Source organism: Streptomyces sp. NPDC091209 (genome assembly GCF_044757755.1).
In the GTDB taxonomy this organism is placed as follows: domain Bacteria; phylum Actinomycetota; class Actinomycetes; order Streptomycetales; family Streptomycetaceae; genus Streptomyces.
Genome location: NZ_JBIVVR010000018.1, coordinates 21,926 through 41,560, shown reverse-complemented (window position 1 = coordinate 41,560; position 19,635 = coordinate 21,926). Strand labels below are relative to the sequence as shown.

The 19,635-nt window shown below is 69.0% G+C and carries 11 protein-coding genes and 2 pseudogenes; 3 read left to right on the top strand and 10 right to left on the bottom strand.

Features of this window, described 5'->3' with window-relative positions; genetic code table 11:
* Nucleotides 1–27: 27 nt before the first annotated feature.
* Both ACIQRL_RS36340 and ACIQRL_RS36335 read right to left on the bottom strand, forming a co-directional pair.
* The gene (locus ACIQRL_RS36340; protein WP_401339707.1) at nt 28–2,811 is read right to left on the bottom strand and encodes an AAA family ATPase; all 2,784 of its coding nucleotides are present in this window, start codon (nt 2,809–2,811) and stop codon (nt 28–30) included.
* Between the two features lie 59 nt (nt 2,812–2,870).
* Nucleotides 2,871–3,819: pseudogene (locus ACIQRL_RS36335) on the bottom strand (alpha/beta hydrolase); the annotation flags it as partial.
* Nucleotides 3,820–4,075: 256 nt separating this feature from the next.
* On the opposite strand from ACIQRL_RS36335, the gene ACIQRL_RS36330 reads away from it, so the two are divergent.
* Together ACIQRL_RS36330 and ACIQRL_RS36325 are read left to right on the top strand one after the other, a co-directional pair.
* Nucleotides 4,076–4,312 carry a hypothetical protein gene (locus ACIQRL_RS36330; protein ID WP_401339706.1) on the top strand — a complete coding sequence of 79 codons (237 nt, stop codon included), beginning with the start codon at nt 4,076–4,078 and terminating at the stop codon, nt 4,310–4,312.
* Between the two features lie 180 nt (nt 4,313–4,492).
* Nucleotides 4,493–4,540: pseudogene (locus ACIQRL_RS36325) on the top strand (hypothetical protein); the annotation flags it as partial.
* A 21-nt stretch (nt 4,541–4,561) separates the two neighbouring features.
* Here the strand turns inward: ACIQRL_RS36325 and ACIQRL_RS36320 are convergent.
* The 7 genes from ACIQRL_RS36320 to ACIQRL_RS36290 form a co-directional block, all read right to left on the bottom strand.
* A complete protein-coding gene (locus ACIQRL_RS36320; protein ID WP_401339704.1) occupies nt 4,562–5,233 on the bottom strand; it encodes a sigma-70 family RNA polymerase sigma factor in 672 nt (223 codons plus the stop codon).
* A gap of 187 nt (nt 5,234–5,420) precedes the next feature.
* Nucleotides 5,421–6,254, bottom strand: coding sequence for an alpha/beta fold hydrolase (locus tag ACIQRL_RS36315; protein WP_401339702.1), 834 nt, complete (start codon nt 6,252–6,254; stop codon nt 5,421–5,423).
* A 216-nt stretch (nt 6,255–6,470) separates the two neighbouring features.
* Entirely contained in the window at nt 6,471–7,214 is a 744-nt protein-coding gene (locus ACIQRL_RS36310; RefSeq protein WP_401339700.1) for a YoaK family protein, read from the bottom strand.
* 91 nt (nt 7,215–7,305) lie between these two features.
* A complete protein-coding gene (locus ACIQRL_RS36305) occupies nt 7,306–8,178 on the bottom strand; it encodes an alpha/beta fold hydrolase (RefSeq protein ID WP_401339698.1) in 873 nt (290 codons plus the stop codon).
* Between the two features lie 64 nt (nt 8,179–8,242).
* The gene (locus tag ACIQRL_RS36300; RefSeq protein ID WP_401339696.1) at nt 8,243–8,626 is read right to left on the bottom strand and encodes a cupin domain-containing protein; all 384 of its coding nucleotides are present in this window, start codon (nt 8,624–8,626) and stop codon (nt 8,243–8,245) included.
* 226 nt (nt 8,627–8,852) lie between these two features.
* Nucleotides 8,853–9,674, bottom strand: coding sequence for an oxidoreductase (locus tag ACIQRL_RS36295; RefSeq protein ID WP_401339693.1), 822 nt, complete (start codon nt 9,672–9,674; stop codon nt 8,853–8,855).
* Nucleotides 9,671–10,480, bottom strand: a complete 810-nt coding sequence (locus ACIQRL_RS36290) for an alpha/beta hydrolase (protein WP_401339692.1) — start codon at nt 10,478–10,480, stop codon at nt 9,671–9,673. The genes ACIQRL_RS36295 and ACIQRL_RS36290 overlap by 4 nt, the downstream gene beginning before the upstream one ends.
* Before the next feature lie 323 nt (nt 10,481–10,803).
* Here ACIQRL_RS36290 and ACIQRL_RS36285 point away from each other — a divergent pair, with 323 nt between their 5' ends.
* A complete protein-coding gene (locus ACIQRL_RS36285) occupies nt 10,804–11,586 on the top strand; it encodes an IS5 family transposase (protein WP_401339689.1) in 783 nt (260 codons plus the stop codon).
* Between the two features lie 95 nt (nt 11,587–11,681).
* Here ACIQRL_RS36285 and ACIQRL_RS36280 read toward each other — a convergent pair whose 3' ends face one another.
* Nucleotides 11,682–18,305 (bottom strand): hypothetical protein, encoded by a 6,624-nt coding sequence (locus ACIQRL_RS36280; RefSeq protein ID WP_401339687.1) that lies wholly within the window; start codon nt 18,303–18,305, stop codon nt 11,682–11,684.
* Nucleotides 18,306–19,635: the final 1,330 nt, after the last annotated feature.

Here is a 19,635-nt window from a genome sequence, read left to right as displayed (position 1 = left end):
CGGTCCGAGGCAGGGCCTTGATGTCCGTCATCGTCCCGGCGGCGGCCGATCGCCGAGATCAGCTCTGCTCAGCTTGCCCTCTATCTGCTTGCGCGACGTGATGCCGAGCTTGCGGAACACCTTGCTCAGATGAAATTCGATCGTCGACGTGGTGACGAACAACCGAGTGGCGATCTCCGTGTTCGTCAGCCCTGACGCGGCCAGGGACGCCACGTGCCGTTCCTGCGCGGTGAGGTCGAACTGGGTGGCGACCGTCCGTCTGCGTGCCGTCTCCCCGGTGGCCTGCAGCTCCACCCGTGCCCGTTCGGCGAAGGGCGCGGCTCCCCACGACTCGAAGGACTCGTAGGCGGCCCGCAGTTGGACCCTGGCGTCGGCACGGCGCTTGCGGCGGCGCAGCCACTCGCCGAACAGCAGCCGCGACCATGCCAGTTCCACGGCCACCGGGACCTTTTCGAGGTGCGCGATCGACTCCTTGTACAGCTGCTCGGCCTCGTCGTCGTCGCTCATCAGGGCCCGGCACCGGGCGAGCAGCCCCAGCGCCCACGGCGTACCGGCCAGTGGCGCGCGCTCCTCCAGGCGCTCCATGGCCATGGTGGCCGCCCCACGGTCGCCGACGCGAAGCCCGGCCTCGACCATTCCGGCGAGATTCATATCGCCGAGGGCCACCGGGTGATCGTCGAACATGTCGAGCTGGGCGTCGAGCGCCTCCTGGTACCGGCCGCTGCCGATCTCGAAGATGCTCAGGGCCTGGCCGGCCCACCGGTAGGTCACTCCGGTCCCCTGCTCCTGGGACATGGCGCGCATCGTGGCCGCCGCCGCCCGCAGTTCGGCTTCCTGCCCGGTCCAGGCATAGAGCAGGATCTTGTGGAAGTCTCCCGACCTGAAGTATCCGGTCGCGGCCAGGTAGTCGTCCGACTCCCTGTAGCAGCTCTCGGCTGCGGCGAAGCGGCCGTCCCAGATCTCCACCTTGGCGAGTGCGAGCAGCGCCAGGCTGAGTCCGTAGAGCGCGCCGCGGCCGCGGTCCGCCGCCACCAGCTTCTGGAGGAGTTCCCGCTTGGCCTCGATGTCCCACAGTTCGTCGCCCGCGATGCTGATCATGACGCTGAAGGCGTCCTGCTCCCGGAGCTCGTCGGCGGCGCGCAGCCGGGCGAGGGCCGCGGCCAGGGCCGGGGCTCCCTCGGCGTATCCGTAGGCGATGGAGCGAGCCAGTGCCGCCATGAGCGGATCGGGGCTCCAGGCCGGCAGTTCGCTGTCGCGCCAGGCGTCGGCGGCGGTCTTGGCGACCTCGTGGGGTGTCGTTCCGGTGATCATGCGGCCACCGATGATCGTGGCCTGGACCGCTTCGCGCAGCAGGTCCCAGCTCGCCATCGGATCGGTGGTGCGAAGGTCGGCCACCGCCTCCAGCAGCATCGCGGGCACCTCACGCGGGCGGGACCGGATCATCTCGACGGACGCCCGCAGCCGTGTCGCGTGGACGCGGGCTTCCGGTCCCGCCAGGTCGGGACTGGCGAGTTCGATCAGCGTCTGTACCTTTGCGAGATTGCCGGAGGTGAGGTGGGCCGTCGCCGCGTGGAGGTAGCGCTCGGCCCGCTTGCCCGGATGCGCGGTCATCTCCGCCGCCCGGGTGAGGACCAGGGCCTGTTCGGAGTATCCGCCACGGGCCTGGGCCAGCTCGGAGGCGGCTTCGAGCTCCGCCGCCACGCTGTCGTCCGGGCCGTCGGTCGCTTCCGCACGGTGCCAGGCCCGGCGTTCGGGGGCACTCGTGGCGGCCAGCGCCGCCTGGACACGCCGCCGTTCCTCGATGGACGCGGCCGCGTGGACCGCCGACCGGATCAGCGGGTGGCGGAAGGCGACGGCGGTTCCGCGGGTCAGTATCCCGGCGTCGACAGCGGGCACGGCCGACCGTGCCGATAACCCCAGGGCGCCGGCGGCGCGCCACAGCGCGGCCTGGTCGTCCGTGGGCGTCGTGGCCATGAGCAGCAGCAGGGTCTGGGTGTCTGCGGGCAGCAGCGCCGCCGTCTGCCGGAAATGCAGTTCCAGCTGCCGGTTCACCGGCAGCGGCTCGGGCAGCGCCGTGACGCCGGCCAGTTGTTCCGTGCCGAGGTTCACGGCCAGTTCGAGCAGGGCGAGCGGGTTGCCTCCGGTGCCGGCGACGAGCCGCTCGGCGACCGCCTGGTCCAGGTGCCCGCTCACCCCGGCGTTCAGCAGCGCCCTGGCCTCGATGTCGGCGAGTCCCTCCACCCGGAGCGCGGGCAGAGCGCCGAAGACATCGAGGTCGCCGCCGTCCCGTCCGGCGAACAGGAGCCCCAGACAGTCCGCGTACAGACGCCGGCCGACGAACGCCAAGGTCTCCGCCGACTCGCGGTCCAGCCACTGCACGTCGTCGACCAGGCACAGCATCGGTGCCGCCGCGGCCGCGTGCGAGAGAAGCGTCAACGCGGCCAGTGCGACCAGATGGCGGTCGGACGGGGCGGCGTCGGTCAGCCCGAACGCGGCGTTCAGGGCGTCGCGTTGCCGTCGCGGCAGCGTCGGCAGACGCCCGAGGTGTGGCCGCAGGAGCCGGTGCAGGGCTCCGTAGCCCAGTCGTGTCTCGGCCTCCACACCGACCAGCCTGACGACCGTCAGGTCCTGGGCGGACTCGGCGGCGTAGTCCAGGAGCCGGGACTTGCCGACCCCCGCGTCGCCGTTGAGCACCAGCACCCCGCTGAAGCCGTCACGGACCGACGCGAGCAGCCTGCCGATCGCCTCACGCTCGTCGAGGCGTCCGACCATCGACGGCCCGGACGCACGGCACATGCCGGACCACACCATGAGACTTCCTTTCGTCGTGTCGCGCGGGTTCTAGAGGGGAGTGCCGCAGGCAGCGCGTCGTGAAGGACGCTGTGGAGGGTGTCGCAGACCAGAGAGATGGCACCTCCGGCGGCCTGGGAGCCGCGCAGGGCGTCGAGCACGGCGAAGTCGTGGATGATCCCGAGGGAGCGGACGGCCGTGACCGGGACACCGGCGGCCCGGAGCCTGGCCGCGTACGCCTCGCCCTCGTCCCGCACCATGTCCGCCTCGGCGGTGATGACGAGGCCCGGCGGCAGTCCGGCCAACTGGTCGAGCGGGGCGCACAGCGGCGAGACGGTGCCGAGCGTGCGTGTTCGCGCGTCGCGTGCGTACTGCTCCAAGCACCACCGCATGGTGTCGCGGTGCAGGTGGTGTCCGGAGGGGAACCGGGCGTAGGAACGGCGGTCGCAGCCCGCGTCGGTGACGGGGCACGGGAGCACCTGGTGGGCGAAGCGGACGTTGCCGCGTTCCTTGGCGGGCAGTGTCACCGCCGCGGCCAGGTTTCCGCCTGCCGAGTCCCCGACGACGGCCATCGGGTCGCCGTTGAGCCCCCGTGGCCCGCGCCCGTCGGCCGGCTACCAGGCGACGGTGTGGATCTGTTCGATGGCGACCGGGTAGCGGGCCTCGGGCGGACGTGTGTACTCGGGGAAGACCCTGGCGGCGTCGGCCCCCACCGCCGGCTCGCGAACGAGCCGGTCGCGGGCGCCCGCGCTGCCGAACACCCATCCCGGTCCGCACGTACAGGACGACCGGCAGTACGGCGGTGCTGCCGCGCGGGCGGACGATCCGCACCGGCACGTGTCCGGTGGGGCCGCCAGGGACCGTCAACCACGCCTCGGCGGTCTCCGGTGCGGCGGTCCGACCGGACTGTTCCTGCTCGACGGCCCTGCGGTCGGCGAGCACGCCCGGTTCGATGAGGGAGGCGGTGCGGGTGAACGCCCGAACCACCGGCTCGAGTACGAGCTCGGGCGATGCGCCGTAGGAAGGCATCCGCGACTCTCCCGGTTCGGGGCCCGCTGGTCGGGCTGCGACACAACGCACTTTAGGAACCGGGGCGACGGGCGCCTTTGCTCACCGCGCACCGGTGCTGTGCGCATCGTGCACTCGCCGACGGCGGGCTGACCGAAACGTGGGCCCGCGACCATCACGGCCACCGACACTTCATGGCGGACGTTGGGGTCTGCGGTCGTCCAGGTGCTGGGCGTCGCCCGTCGACGCTCGCGTCGTGAACCTTGAGGGACCTGGCATGAGCGTTGTGTTCTCGGTGCGGTCCGTGCCCGGCAGTGTGCGTCTGGAGCACTGGCAGGAGGAGGTCTTCCGCACCTTCGTCCCGCTGCGGATCCCCGAGGGCGAGCCCGTCAGCGGGACGATCAGCACCGACCTGCTCGGTCCGCTCCAGGCGACCACCGTCGACTGCGATCGCGGTCAGGGCGACCACACTTTGCGGCTGATCGCCCGGGACAGTTCGACTTCGTGTATGTAGGCCTGCAGCTCAGCGGCCACGCGTACGTCGACCAGGACGGCCGGAGCGCACAACTTGGCCCGAACGGCGTGGCGTTGTACGACACGACCCGACCCTGAACGGTGTGTCTCCCGCACCGCTTCCGGATGGGCAGGTGCTGCAGGTGTCCCGCCGCTCCTCGGTCCCCCCACCGCCGCGGCGGTGGCACGCCGTTGGGGTTTCACGGACCCTGCCCATTTCAGCCGGGCGTTCCGGGCGGCGTACGGCATCTCACCGAGCGAATGGAGAGCCGGTTCGGAGAGGCGAGGGGATGCCGCGGGATGCGGGGACGCGGCCTGAGGCGGCCGCCGCCCCGGTCGCGGGCTCGGCCGCCGTACGGGTGCGCACACGGTTGCGAAGCCGGCGCAGGGCGTAGTGCTGGCGGGACTTGACGGTGCCCGCGGGAATGCCCAGGATCCGGGCGGTCTCCAGCACGCTCCTGTCGTGCAGGTAGGTGTGCACGAGGACGTCCTGGTGCTCCGGCGAGAGCTGGTGCAGCAGGGCCATGGTGTCGATCGAGGCCGACACAGCGTCGGCGTGGTCGTTTTGGATCACTTCTCGGTGTTCCGAGCCGGGCGACTCGTGGCGGGCGTAGGCGCTGCGGATGCGGTCGATCGCCAGGTGGCGGGCCACGGTGACCAGCCAGCCGCGTAACGACCCGTCGTTGTCGAGGAGTTGTTCGGAGCGGTTCCAGGCGCGTATGAGGGTCTCCTGGACGATGTCCTCCGCCATGTGACGGTCGCTCAGTATGCGTTCGACGTAGGCGAGGAGCGGTTTGGCGTGGTCGGCAGCCAGGAGGGACAGGAGGTGCTCGTTGTGTGCGGTGCGATGTTCGTACGGACGTGCCGCGCGGCCGGCCTGGAGGGTCGTGTCGGTTCCGGCTCCGATGATTCCGCTGGACATGGCTTGATCCTCTGATGAACGGATGGAGCGGAGTGGGAGAGCGAGGGCCGAGGCGTGGCCCGGAGAGAGGGCGGCCGCCGTGATCCGGCCGCGGGCGTCGGTGGGCCGGTCTCGGTGCGGGCTGCCCTGGGGGGGGAGCCGCGGTGACCCGCACCGAGACGCGACCGGTTGGCCGGGAGCGGTGCGCCTACTTGCTCAGGAAGGCGAGCAGCGCAGCGTTGACCTCGTCGGCGTGCGTCCACAGCAGGCCGTGCGGGGCGCCCTCGATCTCGACGTACTCGGCCGAGGGCAGCAGGGCGTGGAAGGGCCGCCCGGTGGAGTCGATCGGCAGGATCCGGTCACCCGTTCCGTGCAGGATCAGCGTCGGTACGTCGATCTTGGGGATGTCGGCCCGGAAGTCCGTGATCCAGGTGGGCACGCAGGCCACCGACGCGTGCGCCGAGGCGCCCGCCGCCACGTTCCAGCTGGCACGCACGGCCTCCTCGCTGATCCGCTTGCCCAGCGTCTCGTCGAGGTTGTAAAACGCCTCGTAGAAGCCTGTGAAGTAGGTGTAGCGGTCCTTGGTGACCGCCTCCAGGATGCCGTCGAAGACGCCCTTGTCGACGCCCTCGGGGTTGTCGTCGGTCTTGAGCAGGAAGGGTTCGAGGGAGGCCAGGAAGGCGGCCTTGGCGACGCGTTGCGAGCCGTGGATGCCCAGATAGCGGCCGACCTCGCCGGTGCCCATGGAGAACCCGACCAGGACCGCGTCGGTGAGGTCCAGCTCGGTCAGCAGCGTGTTGAGATCGGCGGCGAAGGTGTCGTAGTCGTAACCGGTCGTCGGCTGCGACGACCGGCCGAAGCCGCGCCGGTCGTAGGCGATGACCCGGTGGCCTGCGTCGAGCAGGGCCGGAAGCTGCTTCTCCCAGGAGTGGCCGTCCAGGGGATAGCCGTGGATCAGCACGACCGGCTGCCCGCTCCCGTGGTCCTCGTAGTACAGCTCGATGTCGGTCGAGTTCTCCTGGCCGACGGTGATGTACGGCATCTCGGTTCCCCTTCGCGAGTCGGATGGAACGGCGCCTGACGACGCCGGGATGGTGGGGTGAGAGTGTGAGGGAGTCGTGGGCGCCCGCGGTGCGGGAACCACCGGCCGGTGGACCTGGACCTGGACCTGGACCTGGACCTGGACCTGGACCTGGACCGGGCCGTGGACGTGACGGCGAGGTGATGGCCCGACGGAGACGGGCCGGAGGGGACCGGGTCAGCCCCAGAGCTCAGCCGTGTCGCGCCGGCGCAGCCGGTCGGCCGTCACCGCGCACACCGCGAGCACGGCCGCGGCGGCCCACAGCGGAGCCGCGACCTGGCCGTGGCGCAGCAGCAGGCCGCCGGCCAGCGCCCCTGTCATCATCGACAGGATCGACGCGATGCGACGCAGCCGTACTTCGTTCGGGGTCCGGTCCGCGAACAGTCCCGCCACCGTCAGAGTGAGAACCGTCGTGGTCAGGTCGGGGACCGCCAGGCGGCGGACCACGGAGTTCTGCGCCCCCATCGGGACGGCCAGCAGCGCGATCATGACCAGTTGCGTGCCGCGCCGGGCCGGATCGGCGAGCGCGGCCAGCGCGGCCGCCACGGCGACGAGCACGCACTGTCCCCCGCAGGTGTAGGACAGCAGTCGGCCGCGATGGGTCCTGCGGGAGCCGCCGAGGCGCCCACCGAAGAACGCGCCGGCTCCGAAACAGCCCAGCGCCAGCAACGTCGCGCTCCAGGAGATGGCACCGATCCCCGCGACCGCGAAACCGAAGAAGACGATGTTGCCGGTCATGTTCGCGACGAAGACGTGGCCCAGGGCGAGATAGCTGACGGCGTCGACCAGACCGGTCCCGACCGTCAGGGTGAGAAGCAGTCCCGGCAGAGGGCCGTGATCGCGGGAGGCGGTCGTCGCCGTCGCTGCCGCTGGCCGGTGAGACCGCCGCAAGGACGCACGTGGACCGGAGGGGAAGTGCATGGTCGTTCCTTTCGCGGATCGGCTGCTCCGCCCGGTGAACCGGACGGAGCAGCCGATCCGGTCGGCATGGACCGAAGTCACCGTCGAACTGTCAGGAGGTGCCTTGCGCGGCTGCCTCGATGAGGTGGGTGGTGGCCTCCGGATGCGATACGAGGACCGCGTGGGAAGCGCCTCGGATCACCTGGGTGTGGGAGCCCGCGCGCTGTGCCATGGCCTGTTCGGCGGCGGGCGGGATGGCGCGGTCGGAGCCTGCGACCAGGAACCAGGAGGGAATGGTCTTCCACGCGGGTGTGGCACTGGGTTCGGCGAAGGCGGCCAGTGACACCGGCCGTTGTCCGGCTGCCATGAGGCGGGCCTTGTCGGCGGATACGTCGGCGGCGAAGACCTGGCGGAAGTCGGTGGGGTTGACGTAGGCGTCCTGTCCGCCGGGGTATGGGCGGACAGTGAGCGCCGGTGAGAGCTGGCTGCCGGGGTACTGCCCGAGAATGGCCAGACCGGTCTCGCCCTGGTCCGGGGCGAAGGCGGCGATGTAAACGAGGGCCTTGACGTTCGGGTGGCCGGTGGCGGCGTCGGTGATGACAGCGCCCCCGTAGGAGTGGCCGACGAGGACGACGGGTCCGGGGACGGTGTCGAGGATGCTGGAGAGGTAGGCGGAGTCGTCGGCGAGGCCGCGCAGCGGGTTGGCGACCGCGATGACCGGGTATCCCTGGCGTTCGAGTCGTGAGGTGACCCCGTTCCAGCTGGAGGAGTCGGCGAAGGCGCCGTGGACGAGGACCACGGTCGGCTTCGGTGTGTTCGCCCTGGCCGACGTCGTCACGGCCTTCGCCGCGGAGGCCGCACCGGCGGGTGTGGCGACGGACAGCGCCGGGACCGCGAGCAGTGTCCCGACCGCGACGGCCGAGAACATCAGCCTTCGGCGACGCGGCCGGCCGTCGGTCGATCCGACGGGTGCGATGCCTGCCATGAGAATCTCCTTGGCTCGTGTGCTTGTCTGCTTGTCTGCGCCATGACGGTGGTGGTGTGACGCATCAGGGCGGCGGGGCGCCGGTGACGCGCAGATGGAAGGGGGCCGAGGAGGCCATGACCGTTGCCTGATCGAATTCCGGGGGCAGGTCGCCGGCCTCGGCGACCGGGGTGCCATTGGCCCGGAAGAACTCCTCGACGCAGGCCGGGCTGAACAGCACCCCGATCCGCGCCCCTTCGTGTGAGCGCACCAGATAGCTGTGCGGGACGCCGCGAGGCCCGTACGCGACCTGCCCGGCCGTCAGGTCGTGGCGTTGGTCGCCGACGAAGAAGGTCACCTCGCCCTCGAGGACGAACCACACCGCTTCCTCGTCTTCGTGGACGTGATGTGGAGGCCCGTGGCCCACCGCGTGGACGAACTCCATCAGGCTGAACCTGAAGTCGGTCATGCCGCCGGGGATCAGGATTCTCGCCCGGCCGCCGAGGAACCAGAACGGCTCAGGTTCGGGTCCTCGGCCGGAGGCTGGAAAGAACGCGCTCGTCATTCCTGTCCCCGACGTCATCGTGAGCCGCCCGGGAGGCGCAGCATCAGGTCGGTCATGTGATCTCTCCAAGGCACGCGGAGGGGAAGCGAGGAGCGCTGGGGCCGGGTGACCGCGGCGCCGTGCCGGCCGGTCAGAGGGACTCGACGAGGCCGCCGTCGATGACGAAGTCGGCGCCAGTGATGTTCGCCGCCCGGGAACTCGCCAGGTAGACCACGAGATCGGCGACCTCGGACGGCCGGGTGAAGCGGCCGGTCAGCGACTCCTCCGCCGCGCCCCGGGCCACCTCCAGGGGGTCGACGCCCCGGGACCGGCCGACCGTGTCGGCGACACCGCCGGCGCCCTGCCACAGTGCCGTCTCCACCGGCCCGGGGCCGATGGTGTTCACCCGCACCCCGCGCGGCCCGACCTCCTTGGACAGGGCCTTGCAGAAGTTGGTCAGCGCCGCCTTCGCCGCGCCGTAGTCGATGACCAGCGGGTCCGGCAGCCGCGCGTTGACCGAGGAGACGGTGACGATCCGTCCCGCACCGGTGGTCAGCAGATGCGGCAGGGCGGCCCGGGTGGCGCGGACGGCGGACAGGAGGTTGAGCGTCAACGTCCGCTCCCAGTCCTCGTCCGTCACCCCAAGGAAGCCGTCCACCCGCGGCTGCACCGCGCCGACGTTGTTCACCAGGACGTCGACACCGCCGTGGGCCGCGACGGCCTCGGCGACCAGCGCCGCCGGACCCTCTCGCGTCGCCAGGTCGGCCTCCACGACGGTGAGTTCGGCCCCCTGCTTGACCAACTCGTCGAGGGCATCCGTGCGCTTGCGCGACCCCGCCACGACACGAGAACCCGCCCTGAGGAAGGCCTCGACGACGGCCAGGCCGATGCCGCGCCCGGCACCGGTGACCACGACGGTCTTCCCGGCCAGGCCCGCGTCGTCACCGGACGCCTGCGCGTGAGGGGAGCTCATCGGCCGGTCTCCAGCCCCTGCTTCCGCAGCCAGCCGAGGACGGTGTCCGCGACCTCGCGCCAGCCGCTGTCGATCGTCAGGGAGTGCCCGCGGTCGGGGAAGTTGAGGATGTCGGTGACGGCCTCGGAGTGCCGGTACTGCTTGAGGGTGGCCCGGGTGACGGTCTCCGGCACCGTGTGGTCCTTGCCGCCGGAGATGAGCAGCAGCGGACCGCGGCCGTTGTTCTCCGTGTCGACCTTGGCCGGCGAGTGCGGGTTGAAGTTGGCGGACGCGGCCTCGTACAGCGGCTTGCCCGGCGCCGGGATGGTCCAGCGCTCATACAGGGCGGCCGACTCCTCGTCCGATACGGCGTTGCCGAACGCGAACCGGAACTGCTCCGCGGTCAGTGAAACGGAACGGTTCTTGTTGGCCGGGTTCTTGAAGACGGGGAACGTCGCTTTCAGCGCGGACAGCGGCAGCGGCAGAACGCCCTTGATCTGGGCGGCGTCGATCGCGACCGCCGCCGCCGCTCGGTCCTGGCCGAGCAGCTTCTGCGCGATCATCCCACCGAAGGAGTGGCCGATCACGATGGGCCGCACGGGCAGGTCCGCGATCAGCGCCGCGTAGTGCTCGACGACGTCGTCGATGCCATGCCCGGCGATGCTCTCCGGGTTCTGGCGTGCCTCCTCGACGGTGTCCGGGTCACCGGGCCACCCGGGCGCCGACGGCTCGTAGCCCTCCTCGCGGAACAGATCGGTCCACGGCTGCCACGAGGTGCTGTGCAGCCAGAGTCCGTGGACGAAGACCACGGGAAGGTTGATGGACATGACGGAGCCTCCTGTATGGGTCACCTGGCCGGATCGGTGACCACGAAACCGGAGCTGTGGTGGTCTCGCACTGGGGAGGGACCCCAGTGTTCAGGGGCGGAGGGCTGAAAGAGCGTTTTGTCCCGGTAAAGTTGTTTGGTGGCGCTTCGTCGGGAAGGGTTGAGAAGGCTGCTGGGGCGAAGGTGTTCCATGTGGTGGATGGGGCAGCTGCCGCTCTTCGGCCGCCCGTTTCCGTCGGTTCGCTCCTGTCTGATCCCAGAGCGCCCCCGCTTGGCTCCGTTTGCGCCCTGCAGGGTCGGGCCGGCTGCCGGTACTACCGCAACGTGACGCGACAACGCCCGTATCCCAGCGACCTCTCCGATGCCCGCTGGGAGTTGATCGGCCCCACGCTCACCGCCTGGCGGGCCGAGCGCAGGGGCAAGGGCCTGGACATCGGCCGCCCACCCGAGCACGACCTGCGCCGCATCTTGGACGCCATCCTCTACGTCGACCGCACCGGCATTGCCTGGCGTTACCTGCCGCACGACTTCCCGCCCCGGGAAACGGTCTACGGCTACTTCGCCGCATGGCAAAAAGAGGGCATCTTCGACCAACTCAACGGTCTCCTGCGTCGCCTGCTCCGGGAAGCCGAAGGTCGCGACGGCGAGCCGACCGCCTGCGTGCTGGACGCGCAGAGTGTGAAGACCTCCGCGAACGTGCCCGCGGCCGGCCAGGGCATCGATGCCGGCAAGAAAATCGCAGGCCGCAAGCGCCACATCGGGGTCGACACCCTCGGCCTGCTCCTGGCCGTCTGGGTCACCGCGGCGAGCGTCTCCGACAACGTCGGCGGCATACACCTGATGTCCCACATCGCCGCCGCTCACCCTCGCGTGACCAAAGCATGGGCCGGCACCGGCTACCGCACCAAAGCCATCGACCACGGCGCCCGTCTGGGCATCGACGTCGAAGTCGTCCACCGCGAGCCGGGAGTCAAAGGCTTCAAGGTGATTCCGCGGCGCTGGGTCGTCGAGCGGACCTTCGGCTGGCTCATGCATCACCGCCGCCTGGCCCGCGACTACGAAACCCACCCCCACCGCTCCGAAGCCATAATCCACGTTGCGATGTAGGACCTCATAAGCCGCAGACTCACCCGCGAATCCACCCCCAACTGGCGCGACACCTGAACCCCGAACCAAACAACCTCACCAGGACAAAACGCTCTTTAAGGGGCTCTGGGTGCGGACGTCAGATCGTTCATGTACTGCATCTCGGGCAAGTCGCTCTGCGATCCGCCGGCCAGGCCGCTGTCGTTGTCCGAAATGGTGACGAACATTGGTTCGTCATCGGAGTCGGAACGGGTCAGAAGGCTGACCGGGGCCTGCCCTGCATGAAGGTTTCCTCGTGTGATGCCTGGTGTGGATTCTCTCGTGGTGGTTGCGTAGGGTCGCAGATGTGCGGTGTTGTCTTGCAGGAGAGCCGGGATTCCGAGGAGATTGTCAACGCCGGGAAATGTGTCGTCCGGATTGAACATGCTTCCGAAAATGTCGACCTGATGACTGGGACCCGGGCGGGTGCCGACGTGAGCGTTACCCAATGCGACCACGTATCGCCTGTCCGGCCTGTCCGCCTGGTCTGCGCGTATCAGCCCAGCCATGTACGTGTTCAGCGTCGCCGCACGGTGGTAGTCCGGGCTATTTCGATCGTTTGCAGTCGTCCTTGTGCGCGGCCTCCGGGCAGGTCGGCCGTCCACGCCGACTACCCGTACGTGGTGCCGGCGGGCGGCTTCAAGTAGTGCACGCAGGCCGTTGTTCTCGATGTTCCTGTCGTGCAGACGGATGTAAGCATCGAGTCGGTCAGGCATTGCCGCGTCACCGCCCAGGTATGCGTCCACGTCGGCCTGGTAGCTGTCTCCTCGAATGCTTTCCAGGTAGATCGTGTCCAGATGCAGTACCTCCATGTTTTCGACAAGGAAGGTCCATATCGGTGTTGCCGCGTGATTCCCGCCCATCGCCACGCCATTGTAGGAGGACAGCAGTTGTTCGACGGTTTGAACGTGATTGTCTCCGGAATCGAAGACAGCTCGCACTTGCGCTGCGCGTGTGGCTTCTCTCAGTTCTGGCTGAGAATTGTTGTACTCCGTCAATGCGCTCCTGGCGGCCTGGCCGAGTGCATGGTCCCGCGCGTCCTGGAGATCCCAGTACCCGTGTGTCTCCGGATCGCGGCGTCCCAACTGCTCCAGCACCTCGGCATTTCCCAGCGGAGTGTTGGTCACGAGCCGACCCACTCGCGCGATGCTTCGGAAGAGGGACTGATCGGTCTCGGCGAGCGTCTGTGGGTCGAGCGTGGTCTGCAGGCGCTCGCTACGCGCGGCCGCTCGCGTTGCCGGAGGGAGCTCCTGCCATTGCGCAGCGGACAGACGGTTCGGGGTCCGGGTGTCCTGGTGGCTCCAGCGGGGTCCACGGAGTCTGATCGCTGCGTGCTGTGTGGGGTGGGAGTACAACCCCCCGTTCCGCCCGATCTCACCCAGAGCGTGGGTCAGCGGTGAGGGTTGAGTGCTCGCGTCCGGTTCGTGGGTCGCGTCCGTGTCCCGCTCCGTGCGGTCCGCGATCGGGGAGGGCTGATCGCCGTCGGTCCGCCGAGGGTCGTCCGTTCTCGACGTCAGGGCAGGTCGTGGGGGCAGGTCCGTAGTAGTCCGGTCGCTCGCGGCCTGGGATCTGATGTGCTCTGCCTGCGCCTCGGTGGCCAGTCGCTCGGCACGAGCCCGGTCCATCACCGGGGTGTCGCCCAGGGTCGTCCGCGACGACTGCTCGCTGCGCTCCAGGTGGCTCAGAGCCGCGGTCAGATCTGTGTTGGAGAACGGAGCAAGGAGTTCGGGCGCCAGATCTCGAGCGAGAGCAACCCGCATGCCCAGGCCGCCCCTACGGTATGCAGGCTGCTTGCCGGTCCTCTTCGCGCCGGGCGGGAGGGGCTGCGGATCCTCGGTGGCCGTGGGTCGAAACGCCTCCGAAATGACGGCGTCACGGTCCAGACGATCTTCGCCTCTAGTCTCGGTGTCGTGGCCGGTGCGAGGCGGGGGTGCCGGTGCGGCGGAGTCGTCCGTGGCGGCTCGGCGCAGAGAGCCCGGTGTGGAGCTCGAAGGCCGTGCGGCGGAAGGGTGCTCGGCACCGGGGGCCGTGGGAGCGGTGGCGGCGCTCCAGAGCAGCACGTGACCCGGTACGGGGACGGGGGTGCCGTACCGACCATGGCCGTCCCAGTGCCGCAAGGTGAACTCGACGGGTTGGCGTTGCAGGACCGCACCCGCGATCTTGACCTTGCCGGGTTCGGGCGGGTCCATATCTCTCCCGGGTTCGGAGGGAGCCAGGTCCCTCGGGAGCGATGCGACGGGAGTGTCACGGCTCGGTACGCCCGGGGTCAGGGTGACCGGATTCGAATGGTCGAAGGACAACTCCTCGGAATTGAAATGTGCGGTGTTCAGGGGAAGCGAGACGAGAGGTTTGTTGGTCAGGACGGACAGGGTCGGTGTGAGATCCCATCTTCGAGATCGGAGTGTGTGGGTGCCGGACACGCCCGCCACGGCCACCGTGAGTTCGTCCTGGGCGGCCGTGCGGTGGCTCAAGGTCTCCGCCGGCCCGATGGCGTGCATGGACACAGCGACCGAGGTGCCGGTAATCCGGTAGGGGACTTCGGCGTCCTGGAGCCGATGGAAGAGTGCGGACAGCGACTGCGCGGAGAATGCCTGGCGGAGTGCGAGCTGCTCTCGCAGGCTGAGGCCCTTCTCGCGGTTCAGGACGTCGAAGTCGTCGGCCAGGCGGGGGTCGGCCGTGAAGTTCCGGAGGAATTGTTCCGCACGTTGGACGACCCCACCGGACAGGGGTGCAGTGGCCCACCACGCGGTTCTGGCGACGGTCGTGAGTGCCGCGGACGAGTACCCTCCGAGCTGGCCGAGGAGTCCGGGACCCCAACGGTGGCTGTCGGCCTGGACGTTCACCGCACTGGTGAGAAGCGCGTGGCCGTTGTCGAAGCCGACCAGATGGTGAGCGCGACGGAGCGATGTCTGCCACTCGGCCTTCGGCTCGGCAGGCGACCGGCCTTGCTCGATGTCAGGCCGGCGTCGAGAGGGGCCGGATTCCACAGGTTCTGGTATTTGCGGATACGGCTTGACGTTGCCGACCTCGACGAGTGATTCCGGTACCCAGGCGGCGGTATCGGCAGGGCCGACACCGCCCCTGAGCGGAGGCTGCAGGGCCAGGAAGGGGCCATTGTCGAAGCGCTGGGTGACGACGACGTGCCATCTGACCTTGTTGGTGAACAGATAACTCGTGTCACCGAATCCTGTGATCTTGCTCCCCGCGGTCGTGCTCGCGCCGGACTGGACCCCGACCTCCCGACTGCCCTCCAGACCGAAGGTTCCACCGCCCCAGACGGCATTGAGGTGTTCGAGCGGGGGATCGATCGCGCCGCGCAGGCCGGCCTCGACTCCTCCTCCCCAAACGCGCTTCTTCTCGCCCTTGACCTTGTGGGTGTCTTGGGTCTCGCTGGTCATCCGGAGGTTTGAGTGGTGGCCTTCGCTCCCCCAGGGTTTGTCGATGGTGCCGCGTACATGTACCTCGGTAATGACATGTCCGTCGTGGGTCGTATGGACGAATCGCTCCACGATGCCGGATCCGGCGATGTCGTCGAAGCGGGCCGAGACGGTCTCGGCAGAGAATGCATTGGCGAACGGCAGCGCCTTGACCGGAACCGGGCTGTTGGGATCGCCGCCCAACTGGCGGTGTATGTCACGGAGGATGGGGTCCGTGTCGAGGATCCTCACCACAGTGCCGCCTGTGATGCCCTTGTCGAGCAGAGTGGCCTGGAGCTTCTCGGGGATGTCGTGGGGGCGCTGGGTGACGAGGCTTCGGGTCACGTCCTCGTCGGAGAGCATGACGAGCACTTTGTACGTGTGGGGGACCGATGGGCCGATGTGTGGTGTGCCGTCCGCGTCGGTGATGCGTCCGACGACATCGGCGTCGACGGTCGCTTCATACAGATGCCCGATTCCGGTCTGACTCACTGTGCGGGCGGTGGTCGTCTCCTGGGTGAGCATGTCGTTCCACTCCCCGTGGTGTCCCACTTTGCCTTTGACGCCACCGCGCTCCTGATGGCTCGTGGTCAGCTCGCCCGCAGGGGTCGAAGGGTTGTCGGAGAACTCCACGCCCAGGCTGCCGTTGAGCCAGTAGGACTTCTGGTCGCCGGCGGTGGTGGCAGTGGTCGACCGCACCTTCAGCTGCTGGGTGATGTCGGTGTAGGTCTGTCGGAACGTCCAGTCGCGAAATGGGCCGGTGCGGACGGCCACCCCGACCGTCTTGCGGTTGCGGCCCGTGCCGATGTGCTGGTCAAGGGTGTTGATCCAGCCGGAGTGCGAGGCGGAGAGCAGGCCGCGGAGTTGGGTCTCGCCGGTCAGCGCTCGGACGGCCTCGCCGAGATCGGGGCCCTCCAGCCGAAGCGCCTGGTCCACGCGGCCGCGCCCGAAATCGGCGTAGGCGTGGTCCAGGGCGCCTCTGACCTGGCCCCGGAACCCGTCGGCGTCGGTGACATGGGTGATCGCGTGCATCGTCGGCAGATGGTCGAACCTGGGGGACGGCGGCGCCGGGAGGACTTCAGGGCGCCGCAGATCGACCCGTAGTCGCGCATCGCCCGCGGGACGGACTGTCACCCCTGGATCAGGGGTGCTGTCCCACGCTGCGGGGTCGGGCGCACTGCCCTTCTCGTGCAGGGTGATCGAGTAGTGGTGTGTCACCTCGTAACCGAACACGTCCGCGGTTCCGTTGTGGACGAATCCGCGGGACACATGCGTTTCGGTATTGGCGATGTCCACACCGACCAGCGCACCCGCGATTCCCGCGCCGCCGGACGGATTGGCCCGCGTGGTGTCCGGCTCATTGAGGGCACGGCGAAAACCCGGACCGACGTTGACTTCGTGTTTCGGCTCGTTGAGCAGCTTGTGCTCGTTGGTGACGTTCATGGTGACGGTGTGTTCCGCCGTGGACCGCACGACGTCCTCATGGGTGCCTTGCATGAGCTCTGTCCAGATCCTCACCGTGGCCGTCCGGCGGCCGGTCGGCGTGTCGAGGCCGAAGCCGTAGGTTCCGTCGAGGAGCTGATTGATGTTGCTGAGAAGGTGTTGCTCCGAGAGGTGGTCCCGGAACGTCTGCTCGTTCCTGAGGGCCTGCGGAGTGTTCCGGGCGTCGGCGGACGGCAGGACACCTGGAGCCACACGGCGCAGTTCCTGGGCGATGCTCGTCTCCAGTTCCCGCGCACCGGGGAAGTCGATGACGGTCGCGCGGTGCGAGACCAGCGGCGCGCGCAAGTCCTGGGGCGCGTCGGGATGGGCAGGTGCGTCTCTGCGTTCCGGTTGGGTGTCGGCCTCCGACATGCCGGTGGCGCGGCTGTCCAGGCTGCGCCGATCTGCGTGATGACGGAGGGGAACGGCGGTCTCGGGCGCGCGGTCTCGCAGGCCGAGGACACGGCCGCGCAGTGGAGGGGGGTTGTCCTCGCCTCTGGGGGGCGGCGTCTCTTCGTCCCTGGGTACCGGCCTGTGCAGGGCCCCGGGTTCTGTCCTCCGTTTGTCGCTGATGACCGCGCGGCTGATTCCGTGCCGGCTGCCGGCGTCCGGAGTGCTGTTCTGACGCAGCACCTCGACCCGGAAGGTCACATCTGTGCTGAACAGATCGCCCGTACCCGTGCGCTCGACACTGGACTCCGCGGAGAACCCCTGGTTGACCCACTGCTCGTAGAGCCGGGTCGGGGTGTAGGAGTAGCCAAGGGTGAAGGTCAGCCAACTCGACTCCAGATCCGGCGCGGCCGCCTGCCAGGTCTTGAACGACACGCCGCCCGAGGCACCCGCCTTCCAGCTGTGGAACTTCAGCCGGCCGGTCCCGTTCTCGCTGCTCGTCCTGGTGCTGTGACTCTGCTTCTGCGCGACGACGCCCTGAGGGTGGGTGGAATCCTGTGCCACGGTGAGGCGCAGCCAGGCGTGTCTCCCGTCGGAGAGGGTGAGGGTGGGGGAAATCAGTCCCCCGTCCGCCGCCTGTTCGTACCGGGCGAGGACATTCCTGGGGCTCAAGAAGTCGCGGATGGCGTTATGGGCAGTGCCGTCGAGCAGTCGCTCCCGTGGCAGTTCGCTGAATACCTCACCCAGGACCTCGTCGAGCCCGGTGATCTCGAGGGGGCGGATCTTGGTACGGTCGTCGGCCGGGGCCCTCCGGGTGCCGTCGACGCGGGCTATCTCCGCAGTGACGTCGGCTGTTACGGGCTGGTCGTGCCCCGGCCGCTTGGGCAGGGGGAGGCCGTTCGGGCCCAGGATGACGGCGTCGTACTCGAAAGTGGAGACGTACCTGTGAGCGGGACCGGTGAAGGCGGTCTTCGTGGTCGCCTCGGAGGCGGCCTTCAGCGAAGTACTGGTGAGGTGAGCGTAGCCACCGGCACGCCCGGACACCGTGATCAGGCCCAGGGGATCGCCGCTCGAGGTCGGATCGATCAAAGTGATCTCATGGTCTTTGAGTCGACTGGCCTTGGTGCTCACGGTGAGCGTCTGTTTGCCGGGCGCCGCGACCTTGGCCGTGGCGGCTCGTTCGAACCCGGCGCCGTTGTCCGCGGTCGGCGCCGAATCCAACCGGCTCCACTCTCCCGGACGGGCTGTGAGCTTCACCTCGTACTTGGTCGTGCCGACCTGCAGCGGGAAGGACCAGCCTCCGTTGACCATCTGGTCGTGCTGTGCACGGAACGTGGCCGGGTCCAGGGCCGTATCCAATCCCATGGTGACCTGCTGATGCTCCTGGACATTCACCGGCAGGTTGGCCAGCACGCGCCGACGCAGTGCTTCGGGGCCCGGTGCTTCGATGATCCTGGCTCCGACCAGCGACTGCCGGTCGGGGTCCAGTAGCGGATGCCCGGCCTCGGCGACCGACGGCCGGGGGAGACCGGTCTGCTCGTCCTCCAGAGACCGCGGGTGCGGGGCGGTGGAGCCGTCGTCGGAGCCGGAAGCGCGGGGGGGCGGTTTCCGGTTCCGGGCGCGGTTCGGCTTCTCCGCGGCCCGACTCGTCGTCGACGACGAGCGGTTCGTGCGGCGCGATGGGCGAGTCGGTTCTCACGAACCTCGGAGCGGGGTGGGTTTCCCGCGCGGTGCCGTCAGTCGAATCCTGGGTCGTCCTCGGCTCCGGGAACGACATCGCCGGTGGTTGATAGTTGCCAGACTGCGCGGTGAGGGCAGGGACGGGAACCGTGACGGGTCGTCGGTCCGACAGTGCCTCGTCGGGCGACCGGCCGTGCGAGACAGCGTCTCGCGGCTCGTCCTCTGCCGCGCCGCTGCCGAGCGGTTCTGGGTCGCCGGCCGACGGCTGCGGGCGCGACACGTCGGAACCGTCCAGATGCGGTTCGGATCGCAGGGACAGATGCGAAGCCGGAATCACTCTCTTGAATCGTTCTTCCCACCCGGCGAGTCGATCGTCGAAGTAGTCGATGCGCGGGACGTCGGTGGGTGCGGAGCTGATCGTGTCCGTGGATGTTGCCTGGAGGTCTTCCCACGCATGCAGCAGCCGATTGACGGTGCCGGGCAGGACCGGAATTGTCACGGTCTCGGGCCCCGGGACGTACGGCGGTGCCTCCTGCCCTTGCGGTGTCTCCGCGGGAAGTGCAGGTTCAGGTTCGGGAGACGGTGTCTGCACGCGGGGTGGGGAAGAGGGGGCCGGCGTGGCGGTGTCCTTGGACGCCGGTGTGGGGGGCCGGGGATGGCCTGGGGCGTCTTCCGGAGAGGAGGGGGAGGACGGGTCGGCGGTGGTTCTGATGGTGTCTCTGCTCGATCCGCCGGATGCCGCGGCGGGGGCGACAGCAGATGAAGGACCGGCCTCGGTTTCGGGGGTGGGGTGGTCGTGGTTGGTAGCGGTCTTGTCGTGGCTGTCAGTGTTGTGACTGGTTCCGCCGAGCACGCGGGTGGGGCGGCCGGTGAGCAGGAATTCGGCTGTCCTACGGGCGGTGGTGACGGTATTGCGATGGTTGCCGAGAGTTGGTTCCGCCAGGCGGGCGACCTTGGTGATGGCTTCGCCGAGGTCTCTTGTGTAGCCGAGTCCGTGATTCCGGACGATCTCGGCAACTGCATCGATGGCCTTGGCCATGCCGGAGTTGTGCATGTCGGCCGT